The organism is Candidatus Avoscillospira sp. LCP25S3_F1 (assembly GCF_052117125.1).
Lineage (GTDB): Bacteria > Bacillota > Clostridia > Oscillospirales > Oscillospiraceae > Avoscillospira_A.
Genome location: NZ_JBQKJT010000009.1, coordinates 21,217 through 38,508 on the forward strand (window position 1 = coordinate 21,217; position 17,292 = coordinate 38,508).

The window sequence follows — 17,292 nt, forward strand, 5'->3', positions numbered from 1 at the left end:
GGTAACCCATGGCCCGTAAAAAATCAACGGAATCCTCTAAACACACCATGAATCCCAACGTGGAGGGCCTCCACGCAGAGATTCTTGAACAACCGATCTGCGACACCCTGGAGCTGAACTACATGCCCTACGCCATGTCGGTCATCGTCTCCCGGGCCATTCCGGAAATCGACGGCTTCAAGCCCTCCCATCGAAAACTCCTCTACACCATGTACAAGATGGGGCTTTTGAACGGCGGGCGCACCAAGTCGGCCAACATCGTGGGCCAGACCATGCGGTTGAATCCCCACGGCGACGCGGCCATCTATGAGACCATGGTCCGCCTGGCCCGGGGCTATGAAGCCCTCCTGCACCCCTTTGTGGACTCCAAGGGCAACTTCGGCAAGGTCTACTCCCGGGACATGGCCTACGCCGCCTCCCGGTATACTGAGGCCAAACTGGACCCCATCTGTCAGGAGCTGTTCCGGGACATTGACGCCGACACGGTGGATTTCATCGACAACTATGACAACTCCATGCTGGAGCCGACGCTGCTGCCCACCACGTTCCCCAATGTGCTGGTGTCGGCCAACATGGGCATCGCCGTGGGCATGGCCAGCAATATCTGCGGCTTCAACCTGCGGGAGGTGTGCCAGACGGCCATCGCCCGCATCAAAAACCCCGATTGCGACCTGCTGGAGACGCTGCCCGCACCCGATTTCCCCACCGGCGGCGAAATTCTCTACGATCCCAAGGAAATGCGGCAGATTTATGAGACGGGCCGCGGCTCCTTCCGGGTCCGGGCCAAGTGGCGCTACGTCAAGGAAGGGAATCTCATTGAGATTTACGAGATTCCCTACACCACCGCCACGGAGCCCATCATCGACAAAGTCTCCGAACTGATCAAGGCCGGCAAAATCCGGGAAATCGCGGATATGCGCGATGAGACCGATTTGAACGGTCTCAAGCTGACCATCGACCTCAAGCGGGGTGTGGACCCGGACAAGCTCATGCAGAAGCTGTTCCGCTCCACGCCGCTCATGGACAGCTTTTCCTGCAACTTCAACATTCTCATTGAAGGTATGCCCAAGGTCCTGGGCGTGGGCCAGATTCTCGAGGAGTGGACCGCCTGGCGCAGCCAGTGCGTCCGCCGCCGGGTCTATTTCCAGCTGCAAAAGAAGATGGATAAGCTCCATCTGTTGCAGGGCCTGGGCAAGATCCTTCTGGATATCGACAAGGCCATCGCCATCATCCGGGAGACGGAACAGGAACAGGATGTGGTACCCAATCTGATGATCGGCTTCAGCATCGACGAGATTCAGGCGGAGTATGTGGCGGAAATCAAACTGCGCAACATCAACAAGGAATATATCCTCAAACGCATCCAGGAGACAACCAGCCTGGAAGCGGAAATTGAAGACCTCCAAAAGACGCTGGACAGTGAAGCCCGTATCCGCAAAATCATCGTCTCGGAGTTGGAGCAGGTCAGCAAAAAGTTTGGTACAGACCGGAAGACCACTTTGATTCACGAAAGTGACGTACCTGCCGCCGACGAAGAGGACGAGACGCCGGACTATCCGGTCCATCTGTTCCTGTCCCGGGAGGGATACTTCAAAAAGATCACGCCCCAGTCCCTTCGGATGTCCGGTGAACAGAAGTTCAAGGAGGGCGACGGTCTGCTGGCCACCTACGAGACCACCAACCGGGCGGAATTGCTGGTGTTCACCGACAAATGTCAGGTCTACAAGGCCCGGTGTTCCGAGTTTGAGGACTCCAAGGCGTCGGTCCTGGGCGACTATCTGCCCACCAAGCTCAGCATGGACGAGGGGGAAACCGTGGTGGCCCTGTGTCTGCCCGGCGACTATTCCGGCAACATCCTGTTTGTCTATGAGAATGGCAAAGTGGCCAAGATTGCCGCGTCCTCCTATGACACCAAGACCAACCGCCGCCGTCTGACCGGCGCGTACTGCGATAAGAGCCCCCTCAAGGCGGTGCGGATGCTCGCCGAGGAGGAGGAACTGGTGCTCTATTCCACCGAGGGCCGGGCGTTGGTCTTCTCCACGGCCCAGCTGGCCCCCAAAACCACACGGTCCAGCCAGGGTGTGGCCGTTCTGACCCTCAAGCGCAAGCACGTTCTGGACCGGGCGGTGCCACTGGCCGAGTGCCCCATTCAGAACGTGTCGCGGTACCGCACCCGGTCCCTGCCCGCCACCGGCGCCCTGCTGCGGGAGGAGGACACAGGGGAGACGCAGATTTCCATGGAAATCTGATGGGGGGAATAGAAAGAGATGGCATTTATAACGGTTGTGATCATGGGGCTGATTTTCTGGGTTTACGGTATCATATTCAGTGCCATATTCATCCTGCTGTCTGTCGCGACGATGATTTTGCAGTTTGTCCTCAGCAGACGGAAAAATCCGTGGTGGGTAGGGTTGATTTTGCCGGGCCTGGTGCTTGGGTTAACTATGAATATTGCATTATTTCTTGCAATATCTGCGGCTTTCGGCTATTTGGCAGCTGATTATGAGATTGTTCTGTATGTGCTGGGCGTGATAAACATTCCTACGGCCGTTTACTTGCTGATCTATTTCCTTTGCCGCATTAGAAAGAAAAAATCCAAGTTGGATTCCCAAACGAACACAGAAAATGGTATTAAAATAGGACAAGGATAGTTTTCGGGCTTCCTGAAGAGTTTGTACAAAAGCGAATAGCGGCCATTCGTTCCGTCAACAATGGGAACAGAACCCAAGGACCGATGGAACGGGGCTTTCTTCACTGCGACACTATAATAATATAAGGAGATGCCATGAACGCTGCAAACACCAAAAAACGCGTCCTGGACGTGCTGCTGATCACGATCGGTTCGGCGCTGTACGCCCTGGGCTTTGATCTGTTCCTGCGGCCCTATGATATCACCGGCGGCGGCCTGTCGGGTCTTGCCATGATTGTGGCGGAGCTGACGGGCTTCAATGCCATCGGTACCATGTCCCTGATCGCCAATATCCCGCTGTTTCTCATCGGCTGGAAACGGTTGGGCCGATTCTTCTTCCTGGGTTCCCTGCTGGGCATGGTGACGCTGTCGGTGTTCATCGACGTGTTTGTATTCCTGCCGGTGGTGCATACAGAACCCCTGCTGGCCGGCTTGTTCGGCGGTGTCATCGCCGGCTTTGGACTGGGTCTGGTGTTCCTGCGGGGCGCGTCTACCGGCGGTATCGACATTCTGGCCCGGCTGGCCCGCCAGCGCTCCCGCCGGTTTCCCATCGGCAAGATCATGCTGGCCATTGACTGCGTTATTGTGGTGCTCAACGGCATTGTCTTTGAGGATGTCAACAAGGCGCTGTACAGCGCCGTTGCCCTGTATATCATGTCTGTGGTCATGGACGGCGTCATTTACGGCCGCAACGATTCCGGCGTGTTCCTGATCATCTCGGAGAAATACCGGGAGATTGCCGACGAGATCGACCGGAAGCTGGACCGGGGCGCCACGCTGCTGCCCGCCACCGGCGCCTATACCAATCAGCCGAAAACCGTCATTCTCTGCGCTGTCAAGGAGGCCCAGGTGGGTCAGCTCCAACGGTTGGTGACGGAGCTGGACCCGGAAGCGTTCCTCATTGTGCAGAAGGCCCACCAGATTCTGGGCGAAGGCTTCGGCCGCTATTCCGACAACAGCCTGTAGGGGAGGGATGACCATGAAGCGACTGGTCCTGCTGCCGGTGCTGCTGGTCCTGCTGACCGGATGCAGCGCCCTGGTGAACTCCTCATATCTCCATGTGTCGCCCTACACGGAACCGGTGAAGCAGGAGAGCGAGGAGGCTTATCAGACGGCGGAGAACTATCTGAGTCTGAAAAACGCCTTGCTCTACTTTGTGGAAAACGGACTGGAACAGGGCAGCATCCGTGTGTACGACTACTCCGGCGACCTGACGGCGGAGCTGCCCGAAGCCGTCCGGGAGGTGACGAAAAAGGACCCCCTGGGCGTCTATGCCGTGGAGACCATGGAGGCGGAATCGTCGCTGATCGTGGCCTATCAGGAAATCCGAGTGGATATCGCGTTCCGCCGGACGCCGGAACAGATCGCGGCCATTGAGCCGTCCACTTCCATGAACGCCCTGAAGGAGCGCTTGGAAAAAGCCATGGCCGACTATGAGACGGAAGTGACGGCCCGGGTTTCCTACTACAACGACGAGGACGTGGCTGCTATTCCCCGTGAGTACTACCGGTCCCATCCGGCGGAAGCCATGGAAATGCCCCAGGTGACTGTCAATGTCTACCCGGAAGAGGGCAGCTACGTCCGAATCATTGAGGTACTTATGGAGTATACCAACACGGCGGAGCAGCTGCGGCAGTATCGGGAGGCGGTTCAGACCAGCGCCCACGCGGCCCAGGAATATGTCCGCTACCGGGAGACTGACACGGATAAATTACAGCTGCTGTATACGTACTTGCAGGAGCGGTTTTCCTATGTGGCCATCGATACGGCCACACCGGCGTATTCCTTCCTATGCGACGGTATCGCCACCAGTGAAGGCGCGGCCCGGAGCCTCCAAATTATCTGCGACGAGATGGATTTGGAGTGTCACACGGTGGAGGGCACCCGAGACGGAAAGCCCTACATATGGAATATTGTGGCCGTGGACGGCGTCTACTGCCACGTGGACCTGTACCGGCTGCTGATGGACGGCAGCGAGGGATTGCTGCTGCTCCAGGACGGGGCCATGACCGGCTACGACTGGGACCGGGAGGCCTATCCGGCCTGTTCGTAAATAATCCTGAAAATTCTACACAATCTGGTTGACAAACGACGATGTCCACGCTATAATAAATGAGCATCGTCGATGCGGGTGTAGCTCATCTGGTAGAGCGCCACCTTGCCAAGGTGGAGGTAGCGAGTTCGAGCCTCGTCACCCGCTCCAAGCCGGAGCAAGCTGTGTACCGCTTGCTTCGGCTTTTTCATAATCTACAGGACGTCGCCCGACGGTTTCCCCAGGGGTGGGACGGCGTTTGTTACGATTTGTGCGTTTGGACAATTCCTACGGGGATTGTCCAATTTTGTTTATTTGACTCTTAGAAACGGAAGTGAAGGGACATGAGCCAACAGGAATTTATTACGGGAAAATGCAGCCAGTGCGGCGAGGAACTGCGCATTCCTGCCCATCTGGAAACCTTCTCCTGTATGTATTGCGGAGCCCGGCTGACGCCGAAGGACCTGGTGGAAGAGCTGACGCCGTTGCATTTGGAGGGCGATCCGGACCAGCTGATGGAGCGGGTCACCCGGGATCTGCTGTCCTGTGTCGAGGGCCGGGAGGGACTGCGCAAGGAGATCAGCCGCAACCGCTTTGCTGAGGCCTTTACGGCCTATGAGCAGTCCTGCCGCCCGATTTTTGACGATCTGGAATTGGCCTGCCGTCTGGCGCCGGATCGCCGGAGCGATCTGTTGCAACAGTCCGTCAATACCCTGCTGGACCAGCTGGAGCAGCGCTGGGCCGCCAAACGGGGCAGCCGTGCGCTGGCTCTGGAAGAGGACAAAATGATTGTTGCCATTTTCCTGGTGCCTATGGTGGGACGGCTGAATCTGTCGGTCAGCGATGACTTTTGTAATTTGCTCCAGCAAACTTGGGTTCAGCGGTATCCCAAGTATCCCTTCTATGTGGGTTCTTATGACGCCATTCAGGAGGGGTTCAAAAAGCGATTCAAATTCTGCTTTATCACCACCGCCGTGTGTGAGGCCCAGGGCAAGCCCGACGACTGCGCCGAGCTGACGGCATTCCGGGCGTTCCGCGACGGCTATCTCATGGAGACGGCGGACGGTCCCGACCTGGTGGAGGAGTATTACCGCATTGCGCCGCAGATTGTGGCCGCCATTGACGGCTGCGCCGACCGGGCTGAACGGTATGAGGCCATTCGCCGCCGGTATTTGCAGCCCTGTTACGACGCTCTCTGCAACGGCAGGGAAGGGGAGTGCAAGGCGCACTACATCCGCATGGTTCACGATCTGGAACGGGAATATCTCAGCTGAAACCAACAACATGGCCGCAGACCTGTCGGGGTCTGCGGCCATGTTGTTGGGCCGTTAAAAAATTACACAAAAAAGAGATTGTATAAACAATGAATTTTTTATAGTGAATACTGCATAAATTCTTGTTTATACACTTTACATGCAGGTCTGTAAGTGGTAGAATTGGTGCATATTTTTTTGCAGGAGGTGGGGACGTGCAGCTGCGTTTCACAAAAATGCAGGGGATTGGCAACGATTATGTTTATGTCTGGGGGACGGTGCCGCCAGTGCAGGATATACAGCGGCTGGCCCGGGTGGTCAGTCACCGGCGGTTCGGCGTCGGCGGTGATGGGCTGATCCTGATTCTGCCCAGTGAAACGGCGGACTTCCAGATGCGTATATTCAATGCCGACGGCTCCGAGGGCCGCATGTGCGGCAACGGTATTCGCTGCGTGGGCAAATATGTCCACGACCGGGGTTTGACCGACAAGACCCACCTTCTGGTGGAAACGCTGTCCGGTATCCGGGAGCTGTGGCTTCACTTAGACGGGCAGGGACAGACGGAGTCGGTCACCGTAGACATGGGAAAAGCCGTATGGGACCCGGCGGCCATACCGGTGGACACCAGTCTGCCGCGGTTTGTGGCACAACCGGTGACCGCTGACGGCGTGACATATGAAATGACCTGTGTCAGCATGGGCAATCCCCACGGCGTCATCTTCTGCGGTGACGTGGACGGTCTGGACCTGGAACGCATCGGCCCCGGCCTGGAATGCCATGCCCTGTTTCCGGAGCGGATCAATACGGAATTTGTCCGGGTCCTGGACCGCACCCGGTTACAGATGCGGGTGTGGGAGCGCGGCAGCGGCGAGACGCTGGCCTGTGGAACCGGAGCCTGCGCGGCGGTGGCCGCGGCGGTGGAACGGGGCTTCTGTGCCTGTGACACGGACATTACGGTGCAGCTCCGGGGCGGCGATCTGACCATTCGTCAGGAACCGGACGGCACCATCCGCATGGGCGGACCGGCAGCTTTTGTGTTTGACGGGGTTATGGAGTATTGTGAGGAAGGAAGTAACGGAATATGATCATGCTCAATGAACAATATCAAAATTTGACGCCCAGCTATCTCTTTGCCGAGGTGGCCCGCCGGGCGGCGGCCTTTGCCCAGGCCCATCCCGACAAGGAGATCATCAAGCTCAGCATCGGCGATGTGACCCGCCCCCTGGCTCCTGCGGTCATTGCGGCCATGCACAAGGCAGTAGACGAGATGGGCGAAGCCACAACCTTCCACGGCTACGGTCCGGAACAGGGATATGACTTTCTGCGGCAGGCCATTGGCCGCTATTATCAGAGCTTTGGCGTGGCGCTGGAGGCCGACGAAATTTTTGTGTCCGACGGAGCCAAGAGCGATCTGGCCAATATCACCGATCTGTTTGACCGGGACAACAAGGTGCTGATTCCCGACCCGGTGTATCCGGTCTATGTGGACACCAACATCATGAACGGCCGGGAAATCGTCTATCTGGAGGCCAATGAGGCCAACGGGTTTCTGCCCGCGCCGCCGGACTTTGAAGCCGATCTGGTCTATCTCTGCTCGCCCAACAATCCCACCGGCGCGGTGTACAATCGCGATCAGCTGAAGGCGTGGGTGGATTATGCCAACCGTTGGGGCGCAGTGCTGCTCTTTGACGCGGCCTATGAGTCCTTCATCACCGACCCCAACCTGCCTCGCAGCATTTTTGAGATTCCCGGCGCCAGAACCTGCGCCATTGAATTCTGCTCTCTGTCCAAGACGGCGGGCTTTACGGGAACCCGCTGCGGCTATACGGTGGTGCCCCAGGAGCTGGTCTTTGACGGTATGAGCCTCAACCACATGTGGAACCGCCGCCAGACTACCAAGTTCAACGGCGTGCCTTATGTGGTCCAGAGAGCGGCGGAGGCGGTGTTTACAGACGAGGCCCGGACGCAGATCCGCGCTTCCATCGCCTATTATCAGGAAAACGCCCGCGTCATTGCCGCCGGTCTCGACCGGCTGGGCATCGCCTACACCGGCGGCGTCAACTCGCCGTATCTCTGGATGCGCTGCCCCAACGGCATGGGCTCCTGGGAATTTTTCGACGACCTGTTGCAGAAGGCCGCCGTGGTGGGTACGCCCGGCGAGGGCTTCGGCAGTTGCGGAAAGGGGTATTTCCGGCTGACGGCCTTCGGCAACCATGAAAAGACTTTGGAAGCCATGGAGCGCATTCAGAAAGCCTACGGTTGATCGTTTCAGCGTTATACTTGGAACGGCGGGGGGGGGGGGGCCCCCCCCCCCCCCCCCCCCGCCGCGTTTTTCCCCAACAGGGGAGAAGTGTCCGCAGTTGGCAGACAGTTGAGACACATTGATGATTTTACAGAGATTTAACAAAACATTTTTTGCAATGGTTCTTGCACAATGGCCCTTGCCCTGTTATGATATGAATGTAAAGATATGTTGAAAATTGTGTAAAAGAAAAAACATTTGTGGAAATGAGAGGTATTGTCATATGACTCCTACCGGCTACATCCTGCAAGTCATCTCCCTTTTGGGCGGCCTGGCCTTGTTCCTGTTCGGCATGGATATCATGGGTAAGGCGCTGGAGCGGCAGGCAGGCGGCAAGCTGCAGACCATCCTGGCACAGATGAGCTCCACACCCATCAAGGGCTTTATTCTGGGTCTGGCCGTCACCGCGGTCATTCAGTCATCCTCGGCTACCACCGTCATGGTTGTCGGCTTTGTCAACTCCGGTATTATGATGCTGCGGCAGGCCATCAGCATCATCATGGGTGCCAACGTGGGTACCACGGTCACATCCTGGATTCTGTCCCTGTCCAGCCTGGAGGGTGAGAGTTTCCTGGTACAGGTCTTCAAGCCCACCACGCTGGCGCCCCTCTGCGGCATCATCGGCATTGTGCTGTTCATGGCCAGCAAGAGCGAGAAGAAAAAGGGTGTCGGCACCATTCTTCTGGGCTTTACCACGCTGATGACCGGCATGGAGCTGATGTCCGGCTCCATGGAGTTCCTGAAGAATGAGCAGTGGTTTGCCAATCTGTTTGTATCCTTCCAGAACCCCATTTTCGGCGTCATTGCCGGTGCCGTGCTGACGGGCATCATTCAGTCCTCGTCGGCTTCGGTGGGTATTTTGCAGGGCCTTTGCGTCACCGGCGCCGTTACCTTTGGCGCGGCCATTCCCATCATCATGGGTCAGAACATCGGTACTTGCGTCACGGCTATGCTGGCTTCTGTGGGTACCACCAAGAACGCCCGCCGTACCGCCATTGTCCATCTCTATTTCAATGTCATCGGTGTTGTAATCTTCCTGGCTCTGTTTTATATCATCAACGCCATCCATCCCTGGCCCTTCCTCGATGACCCGGCCAATGCCATGGGCATCGCCGTGGTGCATACCACCTTCAACCTCTGCGCCACCGCCGTGCTGCTGCCCATGGGCCGCGTATTGGAAAAGCTGGCTATGCGGACCATCCCCGACTCTCCGGAGCCGGAGCAGACGGCTCTGCTGGACGCCCGTCTGCTGGCCACGCCTGCTGTGGCTGTGCAGCGCGCCCGGGAGATCACCTGCCGTATGGCGGAGGATGCACGTACCTGCTTCACCATGGCGGTGAATCTGACCCACGACTTCAATGAACAGAAGCTGGAACAGCTGCGGGAAACCGAAGACCGCACCGACCAGTATGAGGACGCCCTGGGTTCTTATCTGGTCAAGTTGTCGGAGGAAAATCTGGCGGTGGAGGACAACCGCCGACTCAATACCCTGCTGTACACCATTGGCGACTTTGAACGGATTGCCGACCATGCGGTGGCCATCGGCGTCGCTGGTCAAGAGATCAAGGAAAAGCCCGTCAACTTCTCGTCTCCGGCCAAGGAAGAACTGGCCGTGCTGGAGCGTGCCGTGGGCGATGTTCTGGAGCGTACAGTCAGCGCCTTTGTGGATGTGGACCTGGAGAAAGCCGCCAAGATCGAATCCCTGGAACAGGTCGTCGATTCTCTGGTCCGCGAGATCAAGTCCCGCCATATCGAACGACTGCGCAAGGGTATTTGTACGGTGGAATATGGCTTTGTTCTGGATGATCTGCTGACGGCCTATGAGAGAATCGCAGACCACTGTTCCTCTGTGGCGGTGGAAATGATGCAGATGTCCGCCGGTAAGATGGACCGCCACGAATACCTGGGCGCCCTGAAAGCCGGTAATCTGGATGAGAGTGCTCAATTCAACCGTCGTTATCAGGAGTACAAAGAGCGGTACCTGTTCCCTGAGGATCAGCAAAAGTAAAGAAGATAAAAAAGTGCTGCCCGCCGGGCAGCACTTTTTTATTCCTCGGTAATCAAAAACAGATCGTTGGGGGTACACTCCAACAACAGGCACAGGGTTTCGATGTTTTCATACCGGATGGATTTCGTCTCATTATTGACCATGCGGCTGAAATTCTGATAGCTCATGCCCAACTGCTTGTACAGCCAGTATTTTGTATGGCCGCGCTGTTCCAGAAGTGAGAGGACATTGAGTTTGACCATAAGATAGCCCTCCATAAAAAGTATAGAATGGATTAATCAGATATTATTGCAAGTGCGTTGTAAACATATAGACTAATAAAATAGCTGATGCAAACATGCGAGTACAAACATTCATCAAATAGCGGTCATAGCAAAAAACGGACGCCGCTCAGGCGTCCGTTTTCCGTAATTCAATCCAACAACTGCCGCAGCAGCGCTTCATCGGCCCCTTCATAAACGGTGCCGTCCCACTGGATGTTGGGACCATGGCCGCAGTGCTTGAGACAGGGGACCGTCCGGCAGGCAATGCCGTGGACCGTCTGACCGGAGACAATGCCCCAGTTCCGTTCCAAAAGCTCCAGGAGCTTGGCGCTGCCCCGGCCGCCGCAGCTTTTGCCGCAGCAAACCACCAGCCGGTGGCGGACATGCTCCGTTTTCAGAGAGGGATATCGGGCGATGATGGCATTTAAAAATGTCACCCGCAATCCGTAGGCCGTGCAGACGGCCTGGAGCGCCGCGTCGGAGATCAGACCTTCCTCGGTCTGAATCTCCCGCAGCAGTTCCACCAGGGCGGACTGCTGCGACGGTGCGCCGGCATCACGATAATAGTCCAGTGCTTCTTTTAAAGTCCACATTGGTTTCATCCTCATCCACAAACGATGACCAGATTACAGGGCGTATCATCCGCGGCGTTTTCAAGATCGCCGTGGGTGCGGAAACCGTAAAGGTCGCTGTAATCGGCAATGATCTGCCGCACCGTGGCGGCATCCAGCGTAAAATGGTAGACCCCACAGGCGCCGTCCACCTCCACGGTCTGTCCCTCCAGCTGGGGAATGGTTTCCACAGCGGGGGAGGCGGGGTTGTCTCCCAACTCCACCAACAAAGATTCCGCAGTGGTGGTTTCCGGCTCCACGTTGAAAGCGGTCGGAGCGGCCGCATCGCCCGGCAACTCCCGGGTGGCAACATCCGGCGTATCCTCCTGGACAGGCAGGGCGTCGGTCTGGGTATAGCTGGCCCGGGCGACTTGCGGCTGTGCCGGTTCCTCGGTCTGCCGGGGCAGATATCCCAGGCCCAGGGCCAGACACAGCACCGCAGCGGCAGCCAGTCCCATAACGGCGGGACGGACGCGGCGGCGTCTGCTGGGTTTGGGTTCGGCGGCGACAGCCTCCATAATACGCAGGTGGAGCTGGGCCGGCGGTTCCTCGGACAATTCCAGAATACCCTGATCCATGGCTGTGTAGGCATCCAGAATGCGGCGGCAGTCGGGGCACCGGGCCAGATGGGCCTCCAGGCGAGCCTCTTCTTCCGGGGTGTTGGCTCTATCCAGATGGCCCGACAATAAGACAAGTGCTTCTTCACAGGTCACGGTGCATCCCTCCTCTCATGACTCGTTAGTTTAGACGAAGGAGAAGTGGATTTGTTCCCCAATTTTTGCATTGCTTCCCGCATTTTTTCTCTGGCTCTGGCAATGCGGGACTTGACGGTGCCTTCCCGGACCTGTAAAACGGCGGCAATGTCGGCGTAGCTCAGCTCGTGGACTACCCGCAGCGTCAACGCTTCCCGGTACTCCGGTTCCAGGGACTGGAGCGCGTCGGCTACCTGCTGCCGGTCCTCCTGGGCGGAAAGACGCTCCTCAGGACCGGCGGCCGGGTCCGGGACCTCCAAGGGCCGCTCGTCGCCCTCGCCGTCTTCTACATGGAGGGGAAGGACTTTCCGCTTCTGTTCCCGCCGCAGATGGTCGATGCAGAGGTTGCTGCACAGACGGTACAGCCAGGTGGAAAAGGCTGCGTCGGCCCGGAAAGAGCCAAGACTGCGCCATGCTTTGAGAAAGGTCTCCTGTGTCAGGTCCATGGCGTCGTCGGCGTTGCCGCACATGCGCAGACAAAGGTTGTAGATGGGTTTTTCGTAGGATAAAACCAGCTGTTCAAAGGCGTCGCTGTCACCGGCGGCGGCTTTGCGGACCAGCTCTGTATCCATGGTGTTCACCTCAAATCCCGCTGGATGCCCTTGGCGATGGCGTAGATATCGTCCATGGAGCCGATGTGGGAAATCTTTTCTTTGTAATAGGTGCTGTGGGCCACGCCCCGCAGATACCACGCAAAGTGCTTACGGGCTTCCAGACAGGCAATGTGTTCGCCCTTGTCTGCCCGGGCCAGCTCAAACTGCTCCACAGCCACGTCCACCCGCTGAGAAAGGGGCGGGCGCTCCGGTACCGGTTGGCGGTTGAGGGCGGCCAGAGATTGCTGGAAGAGCCACGGGTCTCCAAAGGCAGCCCGGCCAATCATAATCATATCGGCATTGGTGCGCTTTTGGCATCGGACGGCGGCCTCGGCGCTGTCCACGTCGCCGTTGGCACAGAGGGGGACGGTCAGCACCTGCCGGACCTTGGCAATGGTGTCCCAATCGGCGACGCCGGAGTACATCATGGTTTTGGTGCGGCCATGGACCGTAATAGCCGCTGCACCGGCGTCTTCCATACGTTTGGCGAAGTCCACCACATGGATCGAACCCTTGTCCCAGCCCAGCCGCGTCTTGACAGTAACCGGTACGGGGACGGCCTCGGCCACGGCTTCCACAATGCGGGCAGCCAGGTCCGGGTCTTTCATCAGGGCGCTGCCGTCGCCGTTGTTGGCGATTTTCGGCACAGGACAGCCCATATTGATGTCGATAAAATCAAACTCCCCATGGGTCAGGACCAGTTGGGCGGCCTGGGCCATAATGGCCGGGTCGTTGCCGAAAATCTGCGCACCGCAGAGACCGTCGCCGGGCGTGCGTTTGAGGAGGGTGACGCTTTTCCGGTCCTGGTAGACCAGAGCCCGGGAGGACACCATTTCCGTCACGGTAACGGAAGCGCCCAGCCGGGCACAGATGGTACGGAAGGCCAGGTCGGTGACACCGGCCATAGGGGCCAGAACGAGGGGCCCGTGGGCAGGGAAGGGATGGCGGGACATAAACGGCCTCCTTGTTGTTCAGTCGTAATTTATATCATACCACAGTACGTTGGAAAAGTTAAGTACAAAAAACAAAAAGCCCCGGAAATGGTGTAAAACTGAAATCCCCGGCGTCGGATTCCGTAGAATCCGACGCCGGGGACACGTTATACGGTTCTGAAACCCAAAGAAATTCAGAACGCGTCACCGCGCCATCTTGGGGGGCATTTCCCAGCCGTAGTGGTCGGTGTGCAGCAGATGGTGGGCTTTTTCGCTCAAGGGGGCGCCCAGATAGTCTCGATACAACGCCTGAATCTCCGGGTTCTCATGGGAGAACCGAAGGTCGTTGACGGCATCGAGGCCATAGAGCCGTTGACCGCGGACGCCGGCCAGCTCCTGGGCCGCGTGGATCGGTTGACCGCCGCCGCCGGCACAGCCGCCGGGACAGGCCATGACTTCCACAAAGTCGTACTGTACCTGGCCGCGCCGCAGAGCACGAATCAGCCGGCGGGTGTTGCCCAGACCACTGACCACAGCCACGCGGAGAGTGTTGCCGGCAATCTCGAATTCGGCTTCCTTCCAGCCGTCCAGACCACGGACGCTGCGGAACGCGTCGGGCTGGGGATTCTCACCGGTGACGAGATAATAGGCCGAGCGCAGGGCAGCCTCCATGACACCGCCGGTGGCGCCGAAGATCACGCCTGCGCCGGAACCGGTACCCAGGGGAGAATCGAACGATTCGTCTGTAAGGGATGCCACATCGATGTGCTCAGCACGAATCATGCGGGTGATTTCCCGGACAGTCAAGCTCAAATCCACATCCTGCCCGGCGCCCGCGTCGTTCATGGTGGGCAGATCGGCTTCCTGCTTCTTGGCCATGCAGGGCATGATGGACAGGCAGAAGATCCGGCTGGGGTCCACGCCCAGCTTTTCGGCAAAATAGGACTTTGCCACGGCGCCGAACATCTGCTGCGGGGATTTGGCCGAAGAGAGCTGATCCACCATATCCGGGTACTGGGATTTGAGGAACCGCACCCAGCCGGGGCAGCAGGAGGTGAACATGGGGGAGCGGTCGTCGCCGCGATGCTGAAGCCGCTGGAGGAATTCGCTGCCCTCCTCCATGATGGTCAGATCAGCGGAGAAATTGGTGTCGAAAATGTAGTCAAACCCCATCCGACGCAGTGCCGCCACCAGGCGGCCCGCCGTGGCTTCCTCGGCATCCAGGCCCATGGCCTCGCCCCAGGCCACCCGGACAGCGGGAGCCACCTGGACCACGGTGAGTTTGTCCGGGTCGTTGAGGGCGGCAAAGGCCCGCTGGGTGTCGTCCCGGGCCATCAAGGCGCCCACGGGACAGTGGGTAATGCACTGGCCGCAAAGGGCGCAGTCGGCCTGCTCAATGGTGCGGCCGCCCGACACGTCCACGGTGGTGCGGGAGCCGGTATTACACACATCCCAGATGTTGAGGGATTGGACTTTGTCACACACCTGGATACAGCGCATACACTTGATGCACTTGGAAGCGTCGCGGATCAAGGGGAAGCTCCGGTTCCAACGACTGTGGGGCAGCTCCTTGTGGTAGTCCAGATGGGAGATACCCAGGTCGTTGGCCAGTTTTTGCAGCTCGCAGTTGCCGCTGCGGACGCAGTAGGGGCAGTCGCAGTTGTGCTGGGACAGAATCAGCTCCACATTGGTACGCCGGGCATTGCGGACCCGGGGGGAGTTGGTGTAGACCACCATACCTTCGCGGACGTGGTTGTTACAGGCGGCTACCAGCTTCTGAATGCCCTCAATCTCCACCACACAGACGCGGCAGGCGCCGATTTCGTTCAGACCTTCCCAATAGCACAGGGAGGGGATGGCGATGCCGACGCTGCGGGCGGCCGCCAGAATGGAAGTGCCTTCCGGCACTGTGACGGCGATACCGTCAATCGTACATTGCACCATAGTTACCATTTCTTCATCCGCCCTCCCTTGAATACTCCAAAGCCAAAGTGATCGCAGCGCAGGCAACGGCCCGCCTCCTGCTGGGCGACTTCGTCGGTGAAGCCGCACTCGATGCAGCGGAAGTCGTCCTTGCGCTCCAGGGCCGGTTCCATGGGCAGTTCGCTGCGGCCGCAGGAGGGCCGCTCGCCCAGTACCGGCTCGGGGATGGGTTCGGTGAAATCGGCGCGGATTTCGTGGAAATACCCCAGGTACTCATCGATGTTGGCCGCCGCCACCTTACCGGCGGCAATGGCCTTGATGGCCGTGGCCGGGCCGGTGACGCAGTCGCCGCCGGCGAAGATGCCCTCGTTGTTTTCAATGTCGCCGGAGGACAGCGCGGCAATGGTGCCGCGGTGAATGGGTACGCCGGCTTCTTCAAAGGCTTTGAGTTCGATGTTCTGGCCGATGGCCACAATGACGATGTCCACGGGAATGCGGCGCTCCGGCTCCCGGGCCGTCTCAGAGGCGGGACGGCCGTTGCGGTCAATGGCGCCGGGGCGCTGGGGCTGGACCCACAGGGCGGCGACATCGCCGTTTTCGTCGGCTTCGATGCGGACGGGGGCCATCATGGTCAAAAGCTCTACGCCCTCCGCCAGTGCGCCTTCCACTTCTTCGGCCAGCGCCGTCATGTCCTGCTGACGGCGGCGGTATGCCACATAGACGGCGTCGGCGCCCAGACGGACGGCGCTCCGGCAGCAGTCCATGGCAACGTTGCCGCCGCCGATGACGGCGACACGCTTGCCGGTGAAGTCGGGAAGCTCCGCATCGCCGATGGCCCGGAGCATTTCCACGGCGGAAACCACGCCGCGGGCGTCCTCTCCCTCGATGCCGCACTTCTTGTCGGTGTGAGCGCCGATGGAGATGTAGACCGCGTCGTAATCATGGTTGAGCTGGGCCAGGGAGATATCCTCACCGATGGTCACGTTACAGCGAACTTCCACACCGGTGGCCAGAATGGCGTCGATGTCCTTTTGCAGTTCCTCTCTGGGCAGACGGTAGCTGGGGATGCCGTAGCGGAGCATACCGCCCAACTGCTTGCGCGCCTCAAAGACTGTGACCTTGTGCCCCATAAGGGACAGATAATAGGCGGCGGAAAGGCCGCTGGGACCGCCGCCGACAATGGCGACACGCTTTCCGGTGGCGGGGCCGCACTGGGGAGGCGGCACAATGCCGGCGTGGTCCACGGCATAGCGCTTGAGACCGCGGATGTTGACGGCGCCTTCGATCATATTGCGGCGGCAGCGGGACTCGCAGGGATGTTCGCAGACGCGGCCGCAGGCTCCGGGGAATGGATTGTCCTTGCGGATCAGACGGACGGCGTCGGCATAGCGGCCAGCGGCCACCAGGGCCACATAGCCGGGAATGTCTACACCGGCAGGACATTGGGCCACACAGGGCACCGGCTGGTCGAGATTGCAGGTGCAGCGGCCCTCGGTAATATGGGAAACGTAGTCGTCCCGGAAGCCGTGTAAGCCCTTGAGCACCATTTTTGCCGCTTCATAGCCGATGGCGCAGTCGGCGGAATCGGCGATGACCTGGGCGGTGTTTTCAATGGACCGCAACGTGTCCAATGTGGTGCTGCCGTGCAGCACATCCTCCAGGAGCAATTCCAGCTGCCGCAGGCCCACGCGGCAGGGAACGCATTTGCCGCAGGTCTGGGCGTGACAGAGTTTTAAAAAGGATGCGGCCAAATCCACGGGACATAGCCCGGGAGGACTGGCGACGATGCGGTGTTCCAGATCCCGATAGAGACTTTCTACCACGGCCTGGGACCCGCTGGTGGAGTAGAATTCCAGTCTGCTCATATACTACCTCCGTAAAATAAAATGGAAACCGTACCTTTCTCGAGCGTACCATGGGTTGCACAGGGCACG

Annotated in this window: 15 protein-coding genes and 1 tRNA gene; 9 read left to right on the forward strand and 7 right to left on the reverse strand. The window is 58.8% G+C overall.

Going from position 1 to position 17,292, the window contains the following annotated elements; all coding sequences use genetic code 11:
• Positions 1-8 precede the first annotated feature (8 nt).
• The 9 genes from ACTQ33_RS09455 (at position 9) to ACTQ33_RS09495 (ending at position 10,284) form a co-directional block, all read left to right on the forward strand.
• Entirely contained in the window at positions 9-2,249 is a 2,241-nt protein-coding gene (locus ACTQ33_RS09455) for a DNA gyrase subunit A (protein ID WP_441464192.1), read from the forward strand.
• A gap of 18 nt (positions 2,250-2,267) precedes the next feature.
• A complete protein-coding gene (locus ACTQ33_RS09460; protein ID WP_441464194.1) occupies positions 2,268-2,651 on the forward strand; it encodes a hypothetical protein in 384 nt (127 codons plus the stop codon).
• 134 nt (positions 2,652-2,785) lie between these two features.
• Positions 2,786-3,655, forward strand: coding sequence for a YitT family protein (locus tag ACTQ33_RS09465; protein WP_441464196.1), 870 nt, complete (start codon positions 2,786-2,788; stop codon positions 3,653-3,655).
• A 13-nt stretch (positions 3,656-3,668) separates the two neighbouring features.
• Positions 3,669-4,742: a hypothetical protein gene (locus tag ACTQ33_RS09470; RefSeq protein WP_441464197.1), complete on the forward strand. Its 1,074-nt coding sequence runs from the start codon at positions 3,669-3,671 to the stop codon at positions 4,740-4,742.
• A gap of 74 nt (positions 4,743-4,816) precedes the next feature.
• A tRNA-Gly gene (locus tag ACTQ33_RS09475) sits at positions 4,817-4,892 on the forward strand.
• Positions 4,893-5,065: 173 nt separating this feature from the next.
• Complete coding sequence (locus ACTQ33_RS09480) at positions 5,066-5,995, forward strand: CFI-box-CTERM domain-containing protein (protein ID WP_441464199.1); 930 nt, start codon at positions 5,066-5,068, stop codon at positions 5,993-5,995.
• A gap of 200 nt (positions 5,996-6,195) precedes the next feature.
• Positions 6,196-7,059 carry a diaminopimelate epimerase gene (dapF, locus tag ACTQ33_RS09485; RefSeq protein ID WP_441464428.1) on the forward strand — a complete coding sequence of 288 codons (864 nt, stop codon included), beginning with the start codon at positions 6,196-6,198 and terminating at the stop codon, positions 7,057-7,059.
• The gene (locus ACTQ33_RS09490) at positions 7,056-8,237 is read left to right on the forward strand and encodes an LL-diaminopimelate aminotransferase (protein WP_441464201.1); all 1,182 of its coding nucleotides are present in this window, start codon (positions 7,056-7,058) and stop codon (positions 8,235-8,237) included. The genes dapF and ACTQ33_RS09490 overlap by 4 nt, the downstream gene beginning before the upstream one ends.
• Positions 8,238-8,499: 262 nt before the next feature.
• Positions 8,500-10,284, forward strand: a complete 1,785-nt coding sequence (locus ACTQ33_RS09495) for a Na/Pi cotransporter family protein (protein WP_441464203.1) — start codon at positions 8,500-8,502, stop codon at positions 10,282-10,284.
• A gap of 38 nt (positions 10,285-10,322) precedes the next feature.
• Here ACTQ33_RS09495 and ACTQ33_RS09500 read toward each other — a convergent pair whose 3' ends face one another.
• The 7 genes from ACTQ33_RS09500 to ACTQ33_RS09530 all read right to left on the reverse strand — a co-directional run bounded on the left by ACTQ33_RS09500 (position 10,323) and on the right by ACTQ33_RS09530 (position 17,223).
• Positions 10,323-10,526: a helix-turn-helix domain-containing protein gene (locus ACTQ33_RS09500; protein WP_441464205.1), complete on the reverse strand. Its 204-nt coding sequence runs from the start codon at positions 10,524-10,526 to the stop codon at positions 10,323-10,325.
• Between the two features lie 170 nt (positions 10,527-10,696).
• Positions 10,697-11,140 carry an NADH-quinone oxidoreductase subunit NuoE family protein gene (locus tag ACTQ33_RS09505; protein ID WP_441464207.1) on the reverse strand — a complete coding sequence of 148 codons (444 nt, stop codon included), beginning with the start codon at positions 11,138-11,140 and terminating at the stop codon, positions 10,697-10,699.
• 11 nt (positions 11,141-11,151) lie between these two features.
• Positions 11,152-11,871 carry an anti-sigma factor family protein gene (locus ACTQ33_RS09510; protein WP_441464209.1) on the reverse strand — a complete coding sequence of 240 codons (720 nt, stop codon included), beginning with the start codon at positions 11,869-11,871 and terminating at the stop codon, positions 11,152-11,154.
• On the reverse strand, positions 11,868-12,482 hold the full coding sequence (locus ACTQ33_RS09515; protein ID WP_441464211.1) for an RNA polymerase sigma factor: 615 nt from the start codon (positions 12,480-12,482) through the stop codon (positions 11,868-11,870). Before ACTQ33_RS09515 ends, ACTQ33_RS09510 begins: the two co-directional genes overlap by 4 nt.
• A gap of 5 nt (positions 12,483-12,487) precedes the next feature.
• Positions 12,488-13,456, reverse strand: coding sequence for a tRNA dihydrouridine synthase DusB (gene dusB / locus ACTQ33_RS09520; RefSeq protein ID WP_441464213.1), 969 nt, complete (start codon positions 13,454-13,456; stop codon positions 12,488-12,490).
• Between the two features lie 183 nt (positions 13,457-13,639).
• The gene (locus ACTQ33_RS09525) at positions 13,640-15,379 is read right to left on the reverse strand and encodes an NADH-dependent [FeFe] hydrogenase, group A6 (protein WP_441464430.1); all 1,740 of its coding nucleotides are present in this window, start codon (positions 15,377-15,379) and stop codon (positions 13,640-13,642) included.
• Between the two features lie 2 nt (positions 15,380-15,381).
• Positions 15,382-17,223 (reverse strand): NAD(P)-binding protein, encoded by a 1,842-nt coding sequence (locus tag ACTQ33_RS09530; RefSeq protein WP_441464215.1) that lies wholly within the window; start codon positions 17,221-17,223, stop codon positions 15,382-15,384.
• Between the last annotated feature and the right edge of the window lie 69 nt (positions 17,224-17,292).